Here is a 16,073-nt window from a genome sequence, read left to right on the forward strand (position 1 = left end):
GATACGAGCCGACCTCCACCTCGGACTGCTCCAACTCGCCTGCAGCATCATCTGCTTGAGACGACTCCGAACCTCATTCTGAAATGATCAGTTAGTCAGCATTAGGCCAAATCTGGACAACCCATACCTCAAGAGGATCCTCGTGCGGCCCTTCAGGAGGGAAGGGATCGAGTGCCAGCAGGGCCTCGACATGATCCCGCCCTCGACAGAGCAAACGCAGGTGATAGCACCCCGGCTGCAGCTGAATCTCGCCGTAGCAGACGCCATTCAAGTCGACCACCGCGAGGCGATCTGCCATCGGAGAATAAAAAGCCCGTTCGTACTCCCAAGAGCCTGATGGCTGAGGAGCGGGCCCGTCCCACACCTCCAAACGCACCAAAGGGTAAAAATCGTTGTCGCTGGAGGTAAGACTCCAGCCTTCCCCGGGGATCTGAACTATGTCGTCCTCCGCCGGCGCTTCTTCGAAGAGGATGGGGCCGATCTGGATGGTCCTGTAGTACACGCGCGGGCGGACATCAACTGCATTGATGAGAGTGGGCACTTACTCTCCTCACCATCGAGCGAGCAGGACCGTCAGGCTAGCCCCCGTCCTGAACTGAAAGCTCTCTCGATTCATATCGCAACGACCACAAACGGACACTCACCCTGCCTTCATGCGCGTACCACCGGAAGATCACTGTCCAGGAACTCCGTTCGATCCGCGCCAAGATCGGTCGAGATACGTCTTCTGAGGCCTGCTCAACTAGGACGTGACCTGTCCGCTTCGAGGACCCGGCGGAGCGCCTTCAAAGGGTCGGGCTCTCCCTGCTCTCCTCCTGAATCTTGAGGTAGAAGTCCGTCAGCACTGCGGCGAGCGGTGCATGGCGGGAGAGGAACGCCCTGGCCTTTGGCGATCCGTCCGGCGGTTTCTTCCCATCGGCACATGCGTGAATGAGCGCCACGCGTTCGTTCCGCTCGTATCCGTATAGAGCAGTGATCAGCCACTTCACCAGCCAGCTGACCGTGTAGCAGCGATCGTAGGTCCGGTGCAGTTCGAAGAACTGTGTTTCGGACGGTGACAGATCGAATCGGGAGGAGAGGGCGAGGCCATAGTCCGTGAAGTAGAGGCGTCGGCCGTCGGTCAGGATGTTCTGAAAATGGGCGTTGAAGTGCAGGAGCCCGCGAGCGTTCATGAAGGACGTGCCGGCTTCCAGTTCGTACTCAACCAGGGAGAGAGCCCGGTCGGCAGATTCGTCATCAGCCTGCACCTGCTTGGTGAGCCACTCGTGGAGCGTCTGAGGGATGTACTCCAGGAACAGCACGAGGCTCGCAGAGGACTGCTGAAGGGCCTCGATACGACGGCGTACCTCGGGTCGACCTCCCCAGTAGACCACGGCCCGCTCCACGTCCGCGAGTTCTTCCGGAAGAGCGGTTGTGTCCGGCAGCACGCGCCAGTGGTACATCACCGGAAACCCCTGGTACTGCCTTCCGAGCACCCAGTTCGTCGTCATGGTGTGAACAGCGAGCTCCCGCCACGCACCGAAACTGGGCCCACCGACGCCGTATTGGCAGTAGCTGGGCAGCTCGAACAGGTTGGCCGTGGACCGTACGTGCTCCGGCAGCCGCTCCATGTCCGTGAGCGGCACCCGTTTCACGAAGACCGGCTTTCCGTCGACCTCCATCAGCGCGGACTTGCCGCCGATACCGGAGCCGAGCGGCACGGTGGCGTCCACAAGCTCGGCCAGTCGGTGATCACTTCGCAGGGCTAGTGAGGTGGAAACAGCGCTGTAGGCAGCCAAGCGCGCTTCTTCCGACATGTCGAGATGCTCGACTGCTACCTGCATCGAAACGCCGAACCTCGTTTTCGCCCTGTCCGCGAGTGTTCACCAGCTGCTGCCTCTGCACTGTAGGTGCAGGTCGATGTGGAGATCAGCGGAATCGACGGACGGCGCTGGTTGCCACGGTTCAGCGCCCGCACTCGCGTGCCCCCCTGCCAGGGCCACAGCCTCGAACGCGCTACCAAGGCGGTCGCTCATCCCTTGGGTCTCTGACCGGTTCGGGTTGTCGCCCCGCTCAGAACGGTCGTCACCGCAAGTACCGGGTTGAGAGGCTCCACGAGTTCCTTGGTGGCGACGGCCACGAGGCGGGCGGGTGCATCACCCTCCAGCAACGCGTTCACGTACTCGATGGCCTCCGCTGCCGAGAGCACAGGCAGCCTTTGGCGCAGTGTCCGCACGGCATGCATCCGTCCGCGCGTAGCGGCGACTCCGCGGAGCACATCGTGTAGATCGTCCACTGCAGTACGCACCGGCAGCCCACGTATCCGAGCCCGGTAGTCAGCCTCCCACTCCCCGGTCACCGCGGAGACGACGCCGACCTGATGCAGTCCCCCGTCGACACGGTCGACCAGGTACGGCCCGTTGCCTGCCAGCATGAACTCCGGATCCCGAGTGCGCACGAACCTCTCGGACGTCCAGTAGACGATCCACACCAATTCATGCTCCTCGACGTCCACCACAGCCATGCGCAGTGCCTCTGCACCCCCAGCACGCCACCTTTGATAGTCGCGCTCCAGTTGTTCCTGGACGGCCCGAACTGCGGCTTCTCGTTCGATCACGCCTGCAGCATTCCGCACGGACCCGGGTCCATCCAGTCATTTCCCCGCGGCCCGTAGGAGCAGCTTCCTGACGTCCTTGCCCAGGAATACGACAGCAACGGAACAAGTGCTCTGCGCCAGTAGCACGCGGGGTGTGCCCGCGATGCCACACGAGGCCCACCTCTGCACGGTGAGAGTGGCGGGCGTGGGGTGAACGCCAAATAGAAGCGCACGCTGAATCAGCAGTGCGAAGAGCCGGCCGGTGCGGCGGTACTGGAGCCGCAGGTGTGGGGGCAGCTTCCCCTGTTCACCCTGCCGCGCACCCTCACCAACGCCACGGTCCGCGCTATCGCTGTCCAAGCCGCTGCGACAGGTCATCGAATCGATCAACGAGACCTTCAAGGGGCAGCCTGACCTCGAACGGCACCGAGGGCGCACACCCGGAAGTGTCATAGCCCACGTCATGCAACGCATCCTCGCGCTGACCGCCTTGATCTGGCACAACGACGCCACCGGACAAACCGTCCTACGCTCACTCATCGCCTACGATCACTGACCCCTTGAAATAGATCATCTAGTTCAACCGAACGGTGTGACCGGGCACCACACGCCGAACCACTGCTCGGCGCCCCACTCCTCGAACCGCGCCACCTCGGTGAAACCCAGCTTTGCCGCGAGGCGCATCGAGCGGGTGTTGGCGATCTGAGTGCAGAGCACCACCGGCTCGCCGGGGAGCGCGTCGGCGAACCAGTCGAGTGCCGCTGCGCACGCCTCGGCGGCGTACCCGCAGCCCCACGCTTCCGGCAGGAACATGTAGCCGAGCTCGGCGTCCCCGGCATTCGGACGGACGTGACCCGGACGCTCCGCGTCACGCCGATCGAGCGTGACCGTGCCGATCATCGCCCCGTCGAGAGTGACCACAAAAAGGCCAGGGCGCCGCCCGGGTACCTCGGGCACCGCGCGTTCGAGCTCATCACGCGGGCGAGGGCCACCGAGGTAGGTGCGCACCTCTGGCGAGGCGAACAGCTCGATGAACGCCGCACGGTCCCGGGCCTCGGACCCGCGGAGCATGAGCCGTTCGGTCCTTATCGGAGCACGCGGCCAGGCGACGGATCCGAGCTCAGTCATGGCGGGCAACCTATCGCACCCCCGTGAGGGTGATCCGAAGGAGAAGACCCAGCCCGGAGCCCCACTTTCGTCGAGTCCTGATCAGCGTGGGCAGCCAATCTGCACAACAGCATCGAGGAACCCCCCACCTGACTCCCAAGGCGGGACTCTCGTCCGAGATCGGCAGGCCCGACCCGCAGGAATCCGGGAACCCACGCGTTTCCAGCCGCACCGACGACAAGGCCTCGCTGCTCCTGTCGTTCAACGGCGCGGTCTTTGCCGGACAAGGACTTACCGCGGCCCGCCCAGCTTGTCGGCGGTTGCGCCGTCCTGACCCTCGCGGCCTCGGCCGTGCTGATGCTCCTGGTCGTGCGTCCCAACCTCGAGGGGAGGGCCGTGTCGTGCGGTAGGGCTTTCCTCGCTGGGCGTAACTGAGCAAGGAATACCTGCACAATGCGATGCGGCAGGACACCCGAGCTGTCCGCGTTCAGGCGCTGTCCCTCATCGCCCTCGGCAAGTTCGAGCGCCTGGCCCGCGCGGTCGACATCATCCTCGCCGCTCTCGCCCTGCTCCTGATCGCCGTCCTCGCGGTCGTCGGATAACCAGCAGCATGTCCGCCCCGGTGCCACGACCGGGCGCAGGCCTTCACACACGGCAGGAGCGCACTCCCGATGCCAGCAAGCCCCGGCGTGCGCCTCTCGCATGCGACCCAGGCGCCGGGCCCCTACTGGATCAGTCCTGGGCACAAGGGATGGATCGCAGCGGCCGCCCTGGTCGCTGGCTGAACAGACCGCTGATCCCCTGAAGCGCCCGGCCCCGCGGCCGGTTCCGCCTCCCGCGAACGTCACGGCTTGCCCGTGGAGGTCCGGTTCTCGGCACTGGACAACGCGCCGCACGAGCTGGTCACCGACCCGTATCGGAGCACCGCTACCAGGGGGCCAACGCCCAAGCCCTCGGTACGGACGGCATCGCTCACCTCGTCGAAACCCTCTACCAACCCCTCTTCGACGCTCTGTCAGAGCGGCTGGCCGGGCCGTACGGCGTGGAAACCTTCTCACAACAGCAGCAGACTTCCCTGTTCCGGGAAACGGGGTTACGGGTCCTGCCCCGCCTGGAAGCCGCCGGCATGTGGCTGGCGCCCTCCACCGGAGTGCCGCACCTGCGGGTGCCCTGCCCGCGCTCCTGCGGATGGGCGGAGAAGTACGCACAGCGCACCCGAGTGGAGTGGGCCGACCGTGGCCTCGCCAGGGTGGCAGCGGTCTGCTTGCACCACGGCCCCTACACGGCCACGATCACGCCCGCGGACGGCGGCTATCTCGACCTCGCCACCCTGTACCGGAACATGGTCAAGGAACTCGCCGCGTTCGCGGAGACCGACGTCCTCCAGGTGATGGTCAAGGGCACTGACTGGATGCCCGGGAGCCTCCTGGTAGACGGCGCATTTCAAGCCGTGGGCCTGACGCAAGGTCAGCTGCCCGCGCGGCTGTTCTGCCCGGTGATCGTCGCCGAGACGCTTGCCGCGAGGCGCATCGAGCAGTGGTTGGCGGTCTGGGTGCACAGCACCACCGGTTCGCCGGGGAGCGCGCCGGCGAACCAGCCGAGTGCTGCGCACGCCTCGCCGGCGTACCCCCATCTCCACGCCTGCGGTAGGAACATGTAGCCGAGCTCGGCTCCCCCGGGCTCGGGGCGGACGTGTCCCGGACGTGTGGCGTCGCGCCGGTCGAGGAGCGTGATGCTGCCGATCATTGCTCCGTCCAAAGCGACCACGAAGACGCCCGGGCGGCGCCCGGGCAGCTAGGACACCGTGCGTTCGAGTTCATCGCGCGAGTGAGGGCCACCGAGGTAGGTGCGCTTTTCAAACGAGGCGAACAGTTCGATGAACGCGGGACGGTCCGCGGCTTCGGACTGGCGGAGCACGAGCTGTTCGGTCCTGATCGGGGCAGGTGGCCAGGCGACGGGTCCGGGCTCGGTCATGGCGGGCAACATATCGCACCCACGTGCGGTGTTCACCGGGAGGTCACAGTACGCGGCGGTCACCCGGCCCCTCACCCAGCGAGGTTCTGCCCGCAGAACTTCACCGGCCCGGCGAGGTTGGACGCTTGGGGGAGCGGCTGCCGGGGCCGACCCGAGGGAGTGGCCGTTGGCTCCCGTCCGGCGGCTTCGAGGTGCCGGGCGGGGGCGGCACGGGGCCCTCCTGGGGTTCCTTGAGCACGAGGGAAGCCGCGCGCCTTCCGCATGGATGACGATCAGAAACGAGCGTTCTGCTGCGGTCTGGGCGTGTAGGGGCTGGAGTTGGCGTCCTTGCGTGGCCGGTCGGGGCGGCCGGCGACGGGCGGGATGCCGTCGACCAGGGCGAGGGTCTGGGTGACGTCGTTGACATTCGCCGCGGTCGTGATGACCTTGAGCGGAGTGCCGCGTCCGTCGCAGATCAGGTGGAGTTTGCTGCCTGTCTTCCGCCGGTCGACCGGCGGAAGACAGGTGTCGGAGCCCCCTTTTCTCGCGCCCTACCGGTCCCGTGGTCCCGGCGGATACGAGTGCTCGGCAAGCCTCAGGGACTCGGCGCGGTCAGGTACCGCTGGATCGTCGGTGCCAGCCATGCCACGATCTCCGCCCGGGCCAGCCCCACCGCCGGCTGCATCCGCAGCACGTACCGCGTGAGCGCCAGCCCCAGCAGCTGCGACGCCATGAGTGCCGCCCGTGCCGAAACCTGCTCGGGGTCGGGGCACACCTGCCGGGCGACCGGCAGCAGCTGGTCCCGCAGGATGCCCTGCATGCGCTCCGCCCCGGCCTGGTTGGTCACGCCGACCCGCAGCAGGGCGGTGAGGACCTCGTTGTTCTCCCACATGTCGAGGAAGTGCTCGACGAGGATCCGCCCCGCGTCCTGCCGGCGGTCTGCCCCGCTCACGTCCGGCAGCCGCAGGTCGATGGCGACGGCCGCCGCGAAGAGGCCCTCTTTGTTGCCGTAGTACCGCATCACCATCGACGGATCGATGTTCGCGTCCTTGGCGATGGCGCGGATGGTGGCTCGCTCATAGCCGTCGGTCGCGAAGCGCTCGCGGGCCGCCGCGAGGATCGCGCCGCGAGTGGCGTCGGAGCGGCGGGGGGCGCCGGAGCCGGGAACCATGGGGGTGCTGTCGCTGCCGTTCATGCCAACAAACGTAGGCCAACGAGTGTAGGTCAACAAGTGTTCGCCAACGATTGTTTGCCAACAGCCGTTGACATCCTTCTCGGCGCCTCACTATTTTCGTCAACGAGCGTTGGCCAACATTCGTTGGCGATGGGCGATGACAAGCAGGCGTTGGCAACAGGAGGCCACCATGCACGGCACCGCCACCCACCACACCGTGATCGTCGTCGGCTCCGGCCCCACCGGCCTCCTCCTCGCCGGTGACCTCGCCACAGCCGGCGTCACCGTGACACTCGTCGAGAAGCGGCCACGCAAGATCAGCAACCTCTCCCGCGCCTTCGGCGTGCACGCACGCACCCTGGAGCACCTCGACGCCCGCGGCCTCGCCGACGAACTCCTCACCACCGGCGACACCATCACCGGCCTGCGGCTCTTCCGCCGCCTCTCCCTCGACCTGAGCACCCTGCCGTCGCGCTTCCCGTTCCTGCTCATCACCCCGCAGTACGAGGTCGAGCGGCTTCTGGAGCGGCGGGCCCGGGAGGCCGGGGTCGAGTTCGCGTACGAGAGCGAGGTCGTGGGGCTGCGGCAGGACGACGAGGGGGTCGACCTCGACGTGCGCGGCGCGGACGGGGCGGTCGTCACCCGCCGGGCGGCCTATGTCGTCGGCGCCGACGGTCACCGGAGCGCCGTGCGGGAGGCGATCGGCCTGGACTTCCCCGGTGTATCTGTCATCAAGTCGCTGATTCTGGCCGATGTCCGGCTGGCCGAGAAGCCCGAGGGTGTCCTCACCGTCAACGGCCGCGGCGACGCCTTCGCGATGATCGCCTCCTTCGGCGACGGCTGGTACCGGGTCATGGGCTGGAACCGCCGCAACGAGGTCTACGACGACGCCCCGCTCGACCTCGACGAGGTCAAGGAGATCACCCGCCGTGCCCTGGGCACCGACTACGGCATGCACGACGCCCGCTGGCTCTCCCGTTTCCACAGTGACGAGCGCCAGGCACCGCACTACCGGGTCGGGCGGGTCTTCCTCGCCGGGGACGCCGCGCACATCCACTCCCCGGCCGGCGGGCAGGGCATGAACACCGGCCTCCAGGACGCCGCCAACCTGAGCTGGAAGCTCGCCGCGGCCATCCGGGGCCGGGCGCCCGAAGGGCTCCTCGACAGCTACGAGGCCGAGCGCCACCCTGTCGGCAGGATGGTGCTGCGCAGCAGTGGCGGACTGGTCCGGCTGGCCCGCGCGCGGAATCCGCTGCTGCGTGCCGCCCGCGCCCTCGTCTCCGCGTTCGTCGACATGGCCCCGCCCGTCCAGCGCAAGGCCCTGGGGCAGATCACCGGGATCGGCTACGCCTACCCCGCCCCCCGCGGCGCCCACCGCCTCACCGGCACCCGCGTCCCCGACGTCGCCCTGAAGGACGGCCGGCTCTACGAGGCGCTGCGCGGCGGCCGGTTCGTGCTGATCACGCCCGGGACGTACGAAGGCCCCGGTGTCCGTGAGGGGTGGCTGACCGTGGAGCGCTGGGCGGGCGACCGCCGGACGATCGTCCTGGTACGGCCCGACGGATACGTGGCCTGGGCGGCGGAGGCTGCGGACGCGGCGGCGATCGAGAAGGCGCTGGCCGGGTAATGGGGGTTGGGGAACGGCGCGAGGACGTGCAAGCTCCGGAGGAGGGAGCACGGCCGGCACCGCCGCGACTGGATGCCGGCCAACACCAGAGCTGCCGGTGCCGTCGGCCTGCTGATCGGGGCGCTCCGTGGCTTGGGCCGCGTCCGGCGCAGGTCTTGCACGACTACGGCGTGCCCAGCGATCGGCATGCCGACCGGCTCCCGCCCGCCACCGTCCAGCGCCTGCTGGGCGGCGCGCGCAGGCCGCCGACCGCGCCCGCGTCATCGCCCCTGCCCAGTCGTCCCCGGCAGCCTGCCCGCCTCCACCACCACCCCCCACCACCCCCCACCGCCCCCCTCGACACACTTCGGACGGGGGGCGGAGTCCGCGCCACACTCCTCGACGCTGGTTCGGCCGGGTCGACGCCCAGCTTCCGGGCGTGCGACGACTTCGCCGACCTGCGGGCACACGGCCGCTGCCCGGCGTTGGCACACGGAGGGCCGCCCCGCGCATGCGGGCTGCTCGACCGACCCGTCAGCCGGCCGAGTCCGAATGGAACTCCATGGCCAAGGCGTCGGGTTTCACTGTGATGACGGCCTGGGCACGCGGTGGACGGGAGGTCACCTTGAACCGGGGCCAAATTTGCAGGACGGTCGCGAGGGGGATGTGCATCTCAACCCACGCGAAGTTCTCTCCGATGCACTTGCGGCGGCCGTCGCCGAAGGCGAGAAAGGACCCTCGGGTGGCCGCGACGCGGTCTGCCTCCCAACGGTCCGGATCGAAGGTGTCCGGGTCGGGGAAACAGGCGGAGTCGTGCTGGTGCAGATAGGGACTCCACACGACATCGGCGCCCTCGGGTATGAGGTGTCCGCCCAGGACGATGTCGCGGGCGGCGGTCCGCGTCACCATCCAGGACGGTCCGTATTTTCTGATGGCCTCCTGCAGAACCCGTCGGGCGTAGGGGAGTTGGCCGATGTCGTCGTAGCGCAGCGGCCGGTTCCCGCACACCGAGACCAGTTCCTCGCGAAGACGTCGTTCGACGGCGGGATGGCCGGCGATCTCGTACAGCGCCCAGGCGAGTGTGGTGCCGGTGGTCTCGATCGCGCCGGCCAGGAGGGTGATGGCCTCGTCCTGGAGTTGCCGGCGGCCGAGTTGGTCTTCAACACCGAGCAGGGTCTCGAACAGACCCCTCTGCTCGCGGCGAGACCCGGACGCATGCGGGCATGCCTCGGCGCCGGAGGCACCCCCCGCCGAAGCGGATCCGGGTGCGGTGACGTCGATGTGATGGTCGATGGCCTGGTCGATGAGGGCGCGCAGGCGGACGACACGGTCGGCGTGCGCGCGGTTGGCGGGCAGCGCCAGCCGCGTGATCCAGGGCGGAAGAATGACCTGCCGGATCGTCCCTTTCATGATCTCGGGCATGAGGGCGGTGAACTCGCCCTCCAGGTGTGCGGGCAGGTCCGTGCCGAACACAGCGACGAGGAACGTAGCCAGGGTGATCTCGTTCATGCCGGCGAACATGTCGCGCGACTCGGCCGCGGGCCAGGCACCGACCATCGTCCGCACCTGATCGATCATGGCGTTGCCCCGCTCGGCGATATGCGCCCTGCTGAACATGGGCTGCATCAGACGGCGGTTGCGCAGATGAGTGTCGCCGTCGGCGACGGTCGCGACTCCATCACCGAGGAAGACCCGCAGCGCATCGTAATACCTGCCGCCCTTGGGGAAGTGGGCGGCGTCGGTCACCAGGAGCTGGCGGGTCAGTGCGGGGTCCGTGACCACATAGGCGGGTGTGGGGCCGATGCGGATGCGCACCACCCTGCCGTATTCGCGCAGCGAGGTGATGAACGGCAGGGGGTCGCGGACGAGGCGGAGTCCGTGCCCGATCAGCGGCAGTCCGCCGGGGGCCGTGGGGGTGGGGACGGGTGCCGTGGTGGGGGCGCTCATCACGCACTCACTCCTCGTGGAAGAGGGATCAAACCCCGAAATGCATGCCCATCACAGCTTCTCTCGATGCACCGAGACAACGATCCGTGCGTCACACACCGGCCCACCCGTCGTCCTCGCCGCCTGGGCCGGCAAGCGGTGAGGCAACAGCCGCCCAGGACGCTCTGCAGGGCTCCGAGTACGGCCGAGCCGGTTCCGGCCGCGTGCGGGACCCGCTCGATGGCGAGCGTCGTGGCGGTGCCGAAGACCTGGCCGCTACCGAGGCGGTGCCGAAGACCTGGCCGACACCGAGGAAGGCGGTCCCGGCGAGCCCGAGGGCGAGGACGCGGTTGAGCTGGCCGGCGAGACTGACCAGCAGCGCCGCAGTGGAGGCGGCCAGCATCGCGGCCAGGCCGATGCGCAGCAACAGCCGCGGCTGGTAGCGGCCGACCATCTCGCTGTTGGGGCCCCGCTGGACCACTCATACGGAGGCGCTAACTCCTCGTAGCGGCTTGCCCCGTGACATACCAGTGCGGGATGGGGTGAAGGGGGGCGGGCCCCGGCGTCCTGCACGGCCGTCGTGCCCCACGGCGTTGCGTGAGTTGGACCCCGGCTGCCCGGTCCGGCTCATGATTGCCCCGCCCGGCGGTCGGATGGTCGCCCCGGTCCGGCTCATGATGGCGGCCATGCACAAGGGGGGCAGGAGGAGGCCGCGGTCGAAAGGCCGCGCCTACGGCTGTACTGCGGGGGCCGCGCAAGCCGTGCAGCGCATCAGGCCGTCGCGGCGTGAACCCGTTCACCGCGAGATGGCAAGTACAGGGTGTGAACACCCACCACCGTGACACCCACCGACCCGACCAACGGACGGACTGTCCATGACCGACCCGGCCGACGGCGATGCCGAGCTCATCGCGGCCTCACTTGAGGAACCCGAGCGTTTCGCAGCGCTCTTCGACCGCCACGCCCCGGCGATCCACCAGTACGTCGCCCGACGGCTCGGCCGGGACGCGGCCGATGACGTCACCGCCGAGACGTTCCTGACGGCCTTTCGGATACGAGCCCGGTTCGACCCGGCCCGTGCCGGGGTGCGGCCCTGGCTGTACGGCATCGCCGCCAAGCAGATCGGCCGGCACCGCCGACAGGAGGTGAAGGCGCTGAAGCTGCTCGCCCGCACCGGCCACGACCCGGTCGCCCACAGCTGGACCGACTGTGCCGACGACCGTCTCGCCGCCGAGGCCGCCGCCCGCCCACTGGCCGGGGCACTGGCTCGTCTCTCGGCGGGGGACCGGCATGTCCTGCTGCTGTTCGCCTGGGCCGACCTCGGCTATCACGAGATCGCCGAAGCCCTCGGCATTCCCGTCGGCACCGTCCGCTCCCGCCTCAACCGCGCCCGCCGCAAGCTGCGCACCGCTACGGGCACGGCCGGCGGCCCCCGCATCGAAGCTCGCATCCACGAAGGTGACCCCGCATGAACGAGCTCTCCGCATTCCGCGGCCTGCGCGCCGACGCACCCCTTCCCGACGCCGACCGGCTCACCGCGCCGCGGGCCCGGCTCACCGCGGCACTCCGGCACGAGACCCGTCGCGGGCGCGCCGCCCTCCCGGCGCGCCGGATGATCCTGGCCGGCGCCGCCACCGCAGGGACCCTCGCCGTGATCGCCGGGATCGTCACGACCCTCCCCCAGGACAGCACCCACGCCTCCGCGAGGAAGGGCCCCCAGATGCTGTCGGCAGGCGCCTCCGCCGACGCCCTCGAACTGGCCGCCACGAGTGTCGAGAAGCACGACGGCACCGAACCCGGCCCGAAGCAGTGGGTGTACGACAAGAGCACCGTCTTCGTCCAGGGCAAGCCGCAAAGCAGCGAGGAGTGGACCCGCTGGGACGGCACCGGGCACGCCAATCTGCCCGGCATCCCCCCGGCCGGTGACGTCTCGGACTTCGACCCGGACAAGCTCCAGGTCTGGTACGGCCCCAACCAGGAGGCCAAGTGGAAGAAGGAGGGCTACGACGACCGCTCCCAGCGCCAGTTCTACCGCTTCCTCACCACCCTGCCGAGCGACCCTGACCGCATGATGCAGCACATCCGCCAAGAGCACGCCATCGGCTCCGTCAAGGGGGAGACCCGTGCCCAGCGCGACTGGCGGGAGATCGACGTCCTGTACCGGTCGGTGCTGATCCCGCCGAACGTCCAGGCGGGCCTGTTCCGCGCTCTCGCGAAGATCCCCGGCGCCCGCGTGACGACCGGCGTGAAGGACCCGCTCGGCCGCGCGGCGATCGGCGTGAGCGTGACCTACGCCGAGAAGACACTCTCGGGCTGGCAGGGCAAGCAGGAGATCTTCTTCGACCCCGAAAGCTACGCCTACCTCGCGCAGACCCGGGACGACGGGAAAATGATCAGCGCCCGCGCCGCCTGGGGCGTCGTCAACAAGCCCGGCGCCCGCCCCTGAGCACCCCCAAGGGGCGCCCCGCGCACACCGGGCGCCCCCCCGCCGCCCTACCGGCTACTCCAGGCCGCCGCATCCGAATCCGCGTCCGCGTCCGCGGCCCGGGCCTCCAGCGCGCGCTCCACGCCCGCGCAGGCCTCCAAGACCAGACCACACCGGCGCCTCCCACCCGATGACGGTCAACGACGCCCTGCTCGCCCTGCTGCGCCCGAAGCCGAACCAGACCCAGCTCACCAACGAGCCGACCGACATCCCCGCCGCCGCGCAGACCCCCGTCGACGCCCCGGACAGGCCGGAGCACCAGCCCCGTCCCGGCAGGATCGCTGCTTCACCTGTCCAGGAGCGGTTTTTCTGATCAGTGGGTGGTGGGCTGGCCTGGGCTGATCAGTTTGGTGCTGGGTGGTGGGGTTGTAGGCCGGGGCTGTGGTTGGCCGGTGATGCGGGGCCAGGGGGCTTGGGTTGTGTGTACTGGGCTGCTGTTTTGTCAGGTGTATGGAGTGGGGGTCAGGTGTGGTCAGTTCTCTTGCGTTCTGCTCAGGTTCGTTGAGTGCTGTTATGCGGTGGTGTTGAGCCAGTACAGGGCGGTGTCCATGTCGCTTGGGGTCCAGTTGCGGATGGGGTCTGGGACGGCGGCCAGGAGCTGGTCGACCGTTTCGATGTAGCGGCTGTAGCGGCCGGGTGCGTGGGGGGACGCCGAGGGTGTGGAGGGCGGTGTGGGCTCGGCAGTCGTAGATGGCCATGCGGTCGGGTGCGGCTGCTGTGAGGACGGCGGAGGCGAGGGCGTCGCCGGTGCGGAAGCCCGGCAGGGGAGCGAGTGCTGCCCGGCCGGCTTGTGCCGACGTGCTGCGGCTGAGGGAGGTGTCGCGGGCAGCGGTGGTGGCTGCGGCGGTTGCGCGGCGTACGTCGGCGTCGGGGAGGGCCATGAGTTCGGCGGCCCAGGGCGTGTCGGCTCTGAGCCGCTTCCACATCAGCAGTGCTCCGATGTCGGCTTTGCCGATGTCCCCGCTGACGCGGGAAAAGCGCGTGCCGCGTTCAGGGGTGTGGCAGGAACCGTTCGACGCCGGTTTGCAGCGCCGCCTCGTTCGCCCGGGGCGGGTTTGCGCCGACCACGGAGCAGATCAGGGCAGCGACACGGGCGGCGAAATGACACGCGTCGGTGACGTCTTCGAGGCTCAGTCCGTCGAGTCGGCCGCCGAGGGGTCCGAGGTTGGCGAGGCGGTGCAGCAGGCCCGCGGTGAAGGAGTCCCCCGCGCCGACGGTGTCGACGGCGTCGACGGCTGGGGCCGGGACGGTGACCCGTACGCCGTCGAGGGAAGCGACGGCACCCCGCCCGCCGAGGGTGATGACGACGAGGCGCACGCCGGCGGCGTGCCAGGTGTCGCAAGCCTGGTCGGGGCCGGCGCCGGGGAGGAGGAGTGCGAGGTCGTCCTCGCTGAGGCGGAGGATGTCGGCGAGGGCGCACCAGTGGGGGAGCCGTTCACGGTAGGCGGAGGGGGGTACGAGGAGCGGGCGGACGTTGGGGTCGATGGACACGGTGGCGTGCTCGCGGGTCTGTGCGAGATGGTCCTCGATGTGCCTGCCGCCGGGTTGGCGTATGAGGGCCAGAGAGCCGGTGTGCAGGCAGGCCGCGTCGTCCTGGCGGGTGGCGGCGAGCTCGTCGTCCGTCCACTGCCAGTCGGCGGCGATGTCGGCGTAGAAGGTGTAGGTGGCCTGACCGGTCTCCTCCAGGTCGGCGACCGCGAGCGTGCTGGCCTCGGGGGCGGCCACGCTGCCGGTCAGGTCGACCCCTGATGCGGCGAGGCGGGCGCGGAAGAGCGCGCCGAAGGCATCGCTGGAGAACCGCCCGAGAAACCGGGTGGGGGTGCCGAGCCGGGCGAGGGCGACGGCGGTGTTGGCGGGGCCGCCACCGGGCAGGGCACGCAGCGCGAGTTCGCCGGCGCCGGATCCGGCGGGGTCGACGAAGGCGTCGGCGACGCACTCCCCGAGGACGGTGACACCGCGGGGGGACTGGGGTCGGGCCATGCTGACGGTCTGCCTCTCTCAGGAAGGTGTGGGGCCGCTCTGCCCCGCGCCCGGGGCCCGGTCCGGTGGCCGGATGCAGCCCATGCCGTAGGTATTGACATGCCACTCAAGACGGACGTAACTTCCGTGCAACACGGAACTAACGCGCGTTATTAAAGCGCGAAACCGGAGGTGATGTCTCGCCTCCGTCCGGCCGAAAGGGACTGGAAGTGGCCACGAACAAGGCGAGTCGCGTGACCATGAGCGATGTGGCGCGCCACGCGGGTGTCTCGCGGACCACGGTCTCCTTCGTCCTGAACGACCGGCCCGGTGCCGCCATCCCCGACGAGACCCGTCGGCGGATCCTGGAGGCGATCGACGAGCTCGGTTACCGGCCCAACGCCGGGGCGCGGGCGCTGGCCGCGAAGCGCAGCGGTTGGTTCGGTCTGATCACCGAGATCGTGACCGGCCCTTTCGCCGCCGAGGTGATCACGGGAGCGCAGAGCCGCGCCTGGGGTGACCGGAGGTTCCTGCTGATCGCCGCGAGTGAGGGCGACCCCGCGCAGGAGTCCGCCGCGCTCGACCAGATGCTGGAGCACCGTGTGGAAGGGCTGCTGTATGCCACGACCTGGCACCGGGCCGTCACGCTGCCCAAGGCCGTCCGCGAAGTGCCGACCGTGCTCGTGAACTGCTACGACGCGGCAGGGGAACTGCCGTGCATCCTGCCCGACGAGGAATCGGGCGGATACCGGGCGACCCGCCGGCTCCTGGACGCCGGGCACACCCGCATCGCGTTCATCAACCTCGACCCGGCGATCCCGGCCGCCGTCGGCAGGCGCGAGGGGTACGAACGTGCCCTGCGCGAGGCCGGGATCACCCCCGACCCCTCCCTCGTCATCCCCGGCTGGGCCACCGCCGACGGCGCCTACGACGCCGCCTGCGCGCTGCTGGACCGTCCGGTGGCCGACCGGCCGACCGCACTGTTCTGCGGCAACGACCGGATGGCGATGGGCGCGTACGACGCGATCAAGGAACGTGGGCTGCGCATCCCGCACGACGTGGCCGTGGTGGGGTTCGACAACCAGGAACTCATCGCCGCCTATCTGCGGCCGAAGCTGACGACGCTCGCCCTGCCCTTCGAGGCCATGGGCACCAAGGGCATCGACATGCTCGCCGCTCTCGCAGCGGGGCAGCCGCTCGACACCCACCGGGTGACGGTCGACTGCCCGCTGCTCGAACGCTCGTCGGTCTGACCGCTAATCAGCCCGCCGAGGAATCCCATCCCGTC

The 16,073-nt window shown here is 69.1% G+C and carries 14 protein-coding genes and 3 pseudogenes; 7 read left to right on the top strand and 10 right to left on the bottom strand.

Annotated features, from left to right (window positions below; all coding sequences use genetic code 11):
• Positions 1-91: 91 nt before the first annotated feature.
• The 3 genes from ACIRDU_RS36925 to ACIRDU_RS36935 form a co-directional block, all read right to left on the bottom strand.
• On the bottom strand, positions 92-541 hold the full coding sequence (locus ACIRDU_RS36925) for a hypothetical protein (RefSeq protein ID WP_403588317.1): 450 nt from the start codon (positions 539-541) through the stop codon (positions 92-94).
• 244 nt (positions 542-785) lie between these two features.
• Positions 786-1,796, bottom strand: a complete 1,011-nt coding sequence (locus ACIRDU_RS36930; protein ID WP_403588319.1) for a protein kinase family protein — start codon at positions 1,794-1,796, stop codon at positions 786-788.
• A 215-nt stretch (positions 1,797-2,011) separates the two neighbouring features.
• Positions 2,012-2,596: a YrhB family protein gene (locus tag ACIRDU_RS36935; RefSeq protein WP_403588321.1), complete on the bottom strand. Its 585-nt coding sequence runs from the start codon at positions 2,594-2,596 to the stop codon at positions 2,012-2,014.
• 328 nt (positions 2,597-2,924) lie between these two features.
• Between ACIRDU_RS36935 and ACIRDU_RS36940 the strand changes: the two are divergent.
• Positions 2,925-3,131: pseudogene (locus ACIRDU_RS36940) on the top strand (IS982 family transposase); the annotation flags it as partial.
• A 23-nt stretch (positions 3,132-3,154) separates the two neighbouring features.
• Here ACIRDU_RS36940 and ACIRDU_RS36945 read toward each other — a convergent pair.
• Entirely contained in the window at positions 3,155-3,703 is a 549-nt protein-coding gene (locus ACIRDU_RS36945; RefSeq protein WP_403588323.1) for a GNAT family N-acetyltransferase, read from the bottom strand.
• A 437-nt stretch (positions 3,704-4,140) separates the two neighbouring features.
• Here ACIRDU_RS36945 and ACIRDU_RS36950 point away from each other — a divergent pair, with 437 nt between their 5' ends.
• Positions 4,141-4,284 carry a hypothetical protein gene (locus tag ACIRDU_RS36950; protein WP_403588325.1) on the top strand — a complete coding sequence of 48 codons (144 nt, stop codon included), beginning with the start codon at positions 4,141-4,143 and terminating at the stop codon, positions 4,282-4,284.
• 865 nt (positions 4,285-5,149) lie between these two features.
• Here ACIRDU_RS36950 and ACIRDU_RS36955 read toward each other — a convergent pair.
• From ACIRDU_RS36955 to ACIRDU_RS36965, 3 genes and pseudogenes are all read right to left on the bottom strand, one after another.
• A pseudogene (locus ACIRDU_RS36955) lies at positions 5,150-5,656 on the bottom strand (GNAT family N-acetyltransferase).
• Between the two features lie 272 nt (positions 5,657-5,928).
• Positions 5,929-6,132: pseudogene (locus tag ACIRDU_RS36960) on the bottom strand (transposase); the annotation flags it as partial.
• Between the two features lie 98 nt (positions 6,133-6,230).
• Positions 6,231-6,830, bottom strand: a complete 600-nt coding sequence (locus ACIRDU_RS36965; protein ID WP_403588327.1) for a TetR family transcriptional regulator — start codon at positions 6,828-6,830, stop codon at positions 6,231-6,233.
• Positions 6,831-6,999: 169 nt separating this feature from the next.
• On the opposite strand from ACIRDU_RS36965, the gene ACIRDU_RS36970 reads away from it, so the two are divergent.
• Positions 7,000-8,436, top strand: a complete 1,437-nt coding sequence (locus tag ACIRDU_RS36970; RefSeq protein ID WP_403588329.1) for an FAD-dependent monooxygenase — start codon at positions 7,000-7,002, stop codon at positions 8,434-8,436.
• A gap of 513 nt (positions 8,437-8,949) precedes the next feature.
• Here ACIRDU_RS36970 and ACIRDU_RS36975 read toward each other — a convergent pair.
• Positions 8,950-10,362 carry a cytochrome P450 gene (locus ACIRDU_RS36975; protein ID WP_403588331.1) on the bottom strand — a complete coding sequence of 471 codons (1,413 nt, stop codon included), beginning with the start codon at positions 10,360-10,362 and terminating at the stop codon, positions 8,950-8,952.
• Between the two features lie 91 nt (positions 10,363-10,453).
• Positions 10,454-10,822: a hypothetical protein gene (locus ACIRDU_RS36980; protein ID WP_403588333.1), complete on the bottom strand. Its 369-nt coding sequence runs from the start codon at positions 10,820-10,822 to the stop codon at positions 10,454-10,456.
• 394 nt (positions 10,823-11,216) lie between these two features.
• Here ACIRDU_RS36980 and ACIRDU_RS36985 point away from each other — a divergent pair, with 394 nt between their 5' ends.
• The 3 genes from ACIRDU_RS36985 to ACIRDU_RS36995 all read left to right on the top strand — a co-directional run bounded on the left by ACIRDU_RS36985 (position 11,217) and on the right by ACIRDU_RS36995 (position 13,139).
• Positions 11,217-11,813, top strand: a complete 597-nt coding sequence (locus ACIRDU_RS36985; RefSeq protein WP_403588335.1) for an RNA polymerase sigma factor — start codon at positions 11,217-11,219, stop codon at positions 11,811-11,813.
• Positions 11,810-12,787, top strand: coding sequence for a CU044_5270 family protein (locus tag ACIRDU_RS36990; RefSeq protein ID WP_403588337.1), 978 nt, complete (start codon positions 11,810-11,812; stop codon positions 12,785-12,787). The genes ACIRDU_RS36985 and ACIRDU_RS36990 overlap by 4 nt, the downstream gene beginning before the upstream one ends.
• Positions 12,788-12,956: 169 nt before the next feature.
• Positions 12,957-13,139, top strand: coding sequence for a hypothetical protein (locus ACIRDU_RS36995; protein ID WP_403588339.1), 183 nt, complete (start codon positions 12,957-12,959; stop codon positions 13,137-13,139).
• 677 nt (positions 13,140-13,816) lie between these two features.
• On the opposite strand, the gene ACIRDU_RS37000 is transcribed toward ACIRDU_RS36995, so the two are convergent.
• Positions 13,817-14,806, bottom strand: a complete 990-nt coding sequence (locus tag ACIRDU_RS37000) for a carbohydrate kinase (RefSeq protein ID WP_403588341.1) — start codon at positions 14,804-14,806, stop codon at positions 13,817-13,819.
• Between the two features lie 239 nt (positions 14,807-15,045).
• Here ACIRDU_RS37000 and ACIRDU_RS37005 point away from each other — a divergent pair, with 239 nt between their 5' ends.
• A complete protein-coding gene (locus ACIRDU_RS37005; protein ID WP_403588445.1) occupies positions 15,046-16,038 on the top strand; it encodes a LacI family DNA-binding transcriptional regulator in 993 nt (330 codons plus the stop codon).
• Positions 16,039-16,073: the final 35 nt, after the last annotated feature.

The sequence above is a fragment of the Streptomyces sp. NPDC093598 genome (assembly GCF_044764825.1).
GTDB lineage: Bacteria > Actinomycetota > Actinomycetes > Streptomycetales > Streptomycetaceae > Streptomyces.

Coding starts and splice junctions, on each gene's coding strand:
- ACIRDU_RS36930 (WP_403588319.1), bottom strand. CDS start 1,796: ATGTCGGAAGAAGCGCGCTTGGCTGCCTACAGCGCTGTTTCCACCTCA.
- ACIRDU_RS36945 (WP_403588323.1), bottom strand. CDS start 3,703: ATGACTGAGCTCGGATCCGTCGCCTGGCCGCGTGCTCCGATAAGGACC.
- ACIRDU_RS36950 (WP_403588325.1), top strand. CDS start 4,141: ATGCGGCAGGACACCCGAGCTGTCCGCGTTCAGGCGCTGTCCCTCATC.
- ACIRDU_RS36965 (WP_403588327.1), bottom strand. CDS start 6,830: ATGAACGGCAGCGACAGCACCCCCATGGTTCCCGGCTCCGGCGCCCCC.
- ACIRDU_RS36970 (WP_403588329.1), top strand. CDS start 7,000: ATGCACGGCACCGCCACCCACCACACCGTGATCGTCGTCGGCTCCGGC.
- ACIRDU_RS36975 (WP_403588331.1), bottom strand. CDS start 10,362: ATGAGCGCCCCCACCACGGCACCCGTCCCCACCCCCACGGCCCCCGGC.
- ACIRDU_RS36985 (WP_403588335.1), top strand. CDS start 11,217: ATGACCGACCCGGCCGACGGCGATGCCGAGCTCATCGCGGCCTCACTT.
- ACIRDU_RS36990 (WP_403588337.1), top strand. CDS start 11,810: ATGAACGAGCTCTCCGCATTCCGCGGCCTGCGCGCCGACGCACCCCTT.
- ACIRDU_RS36995 (WP_403588339.1), top strand. CDS start 12,957: ATGACGGTCAACGACGCCCTGCTCGCCCTGCTGCGCCCGAAGCCGAAC.
- ACIRDU_RS37000 (WP_403588341.1), bottom strand. CDS start 14,806: ATGGCCCGACCCCAGTCCCCCCGCGGTGTCACCGTCCTCGGGGAGTGC.
- ACIRDU_RS37005 (WP_403588445.1), top strand. CDS start 15,046: ATGAGCGATGTGGCGCGCCACGCGGGTGTCTCGCGGACCACGGTCTCC.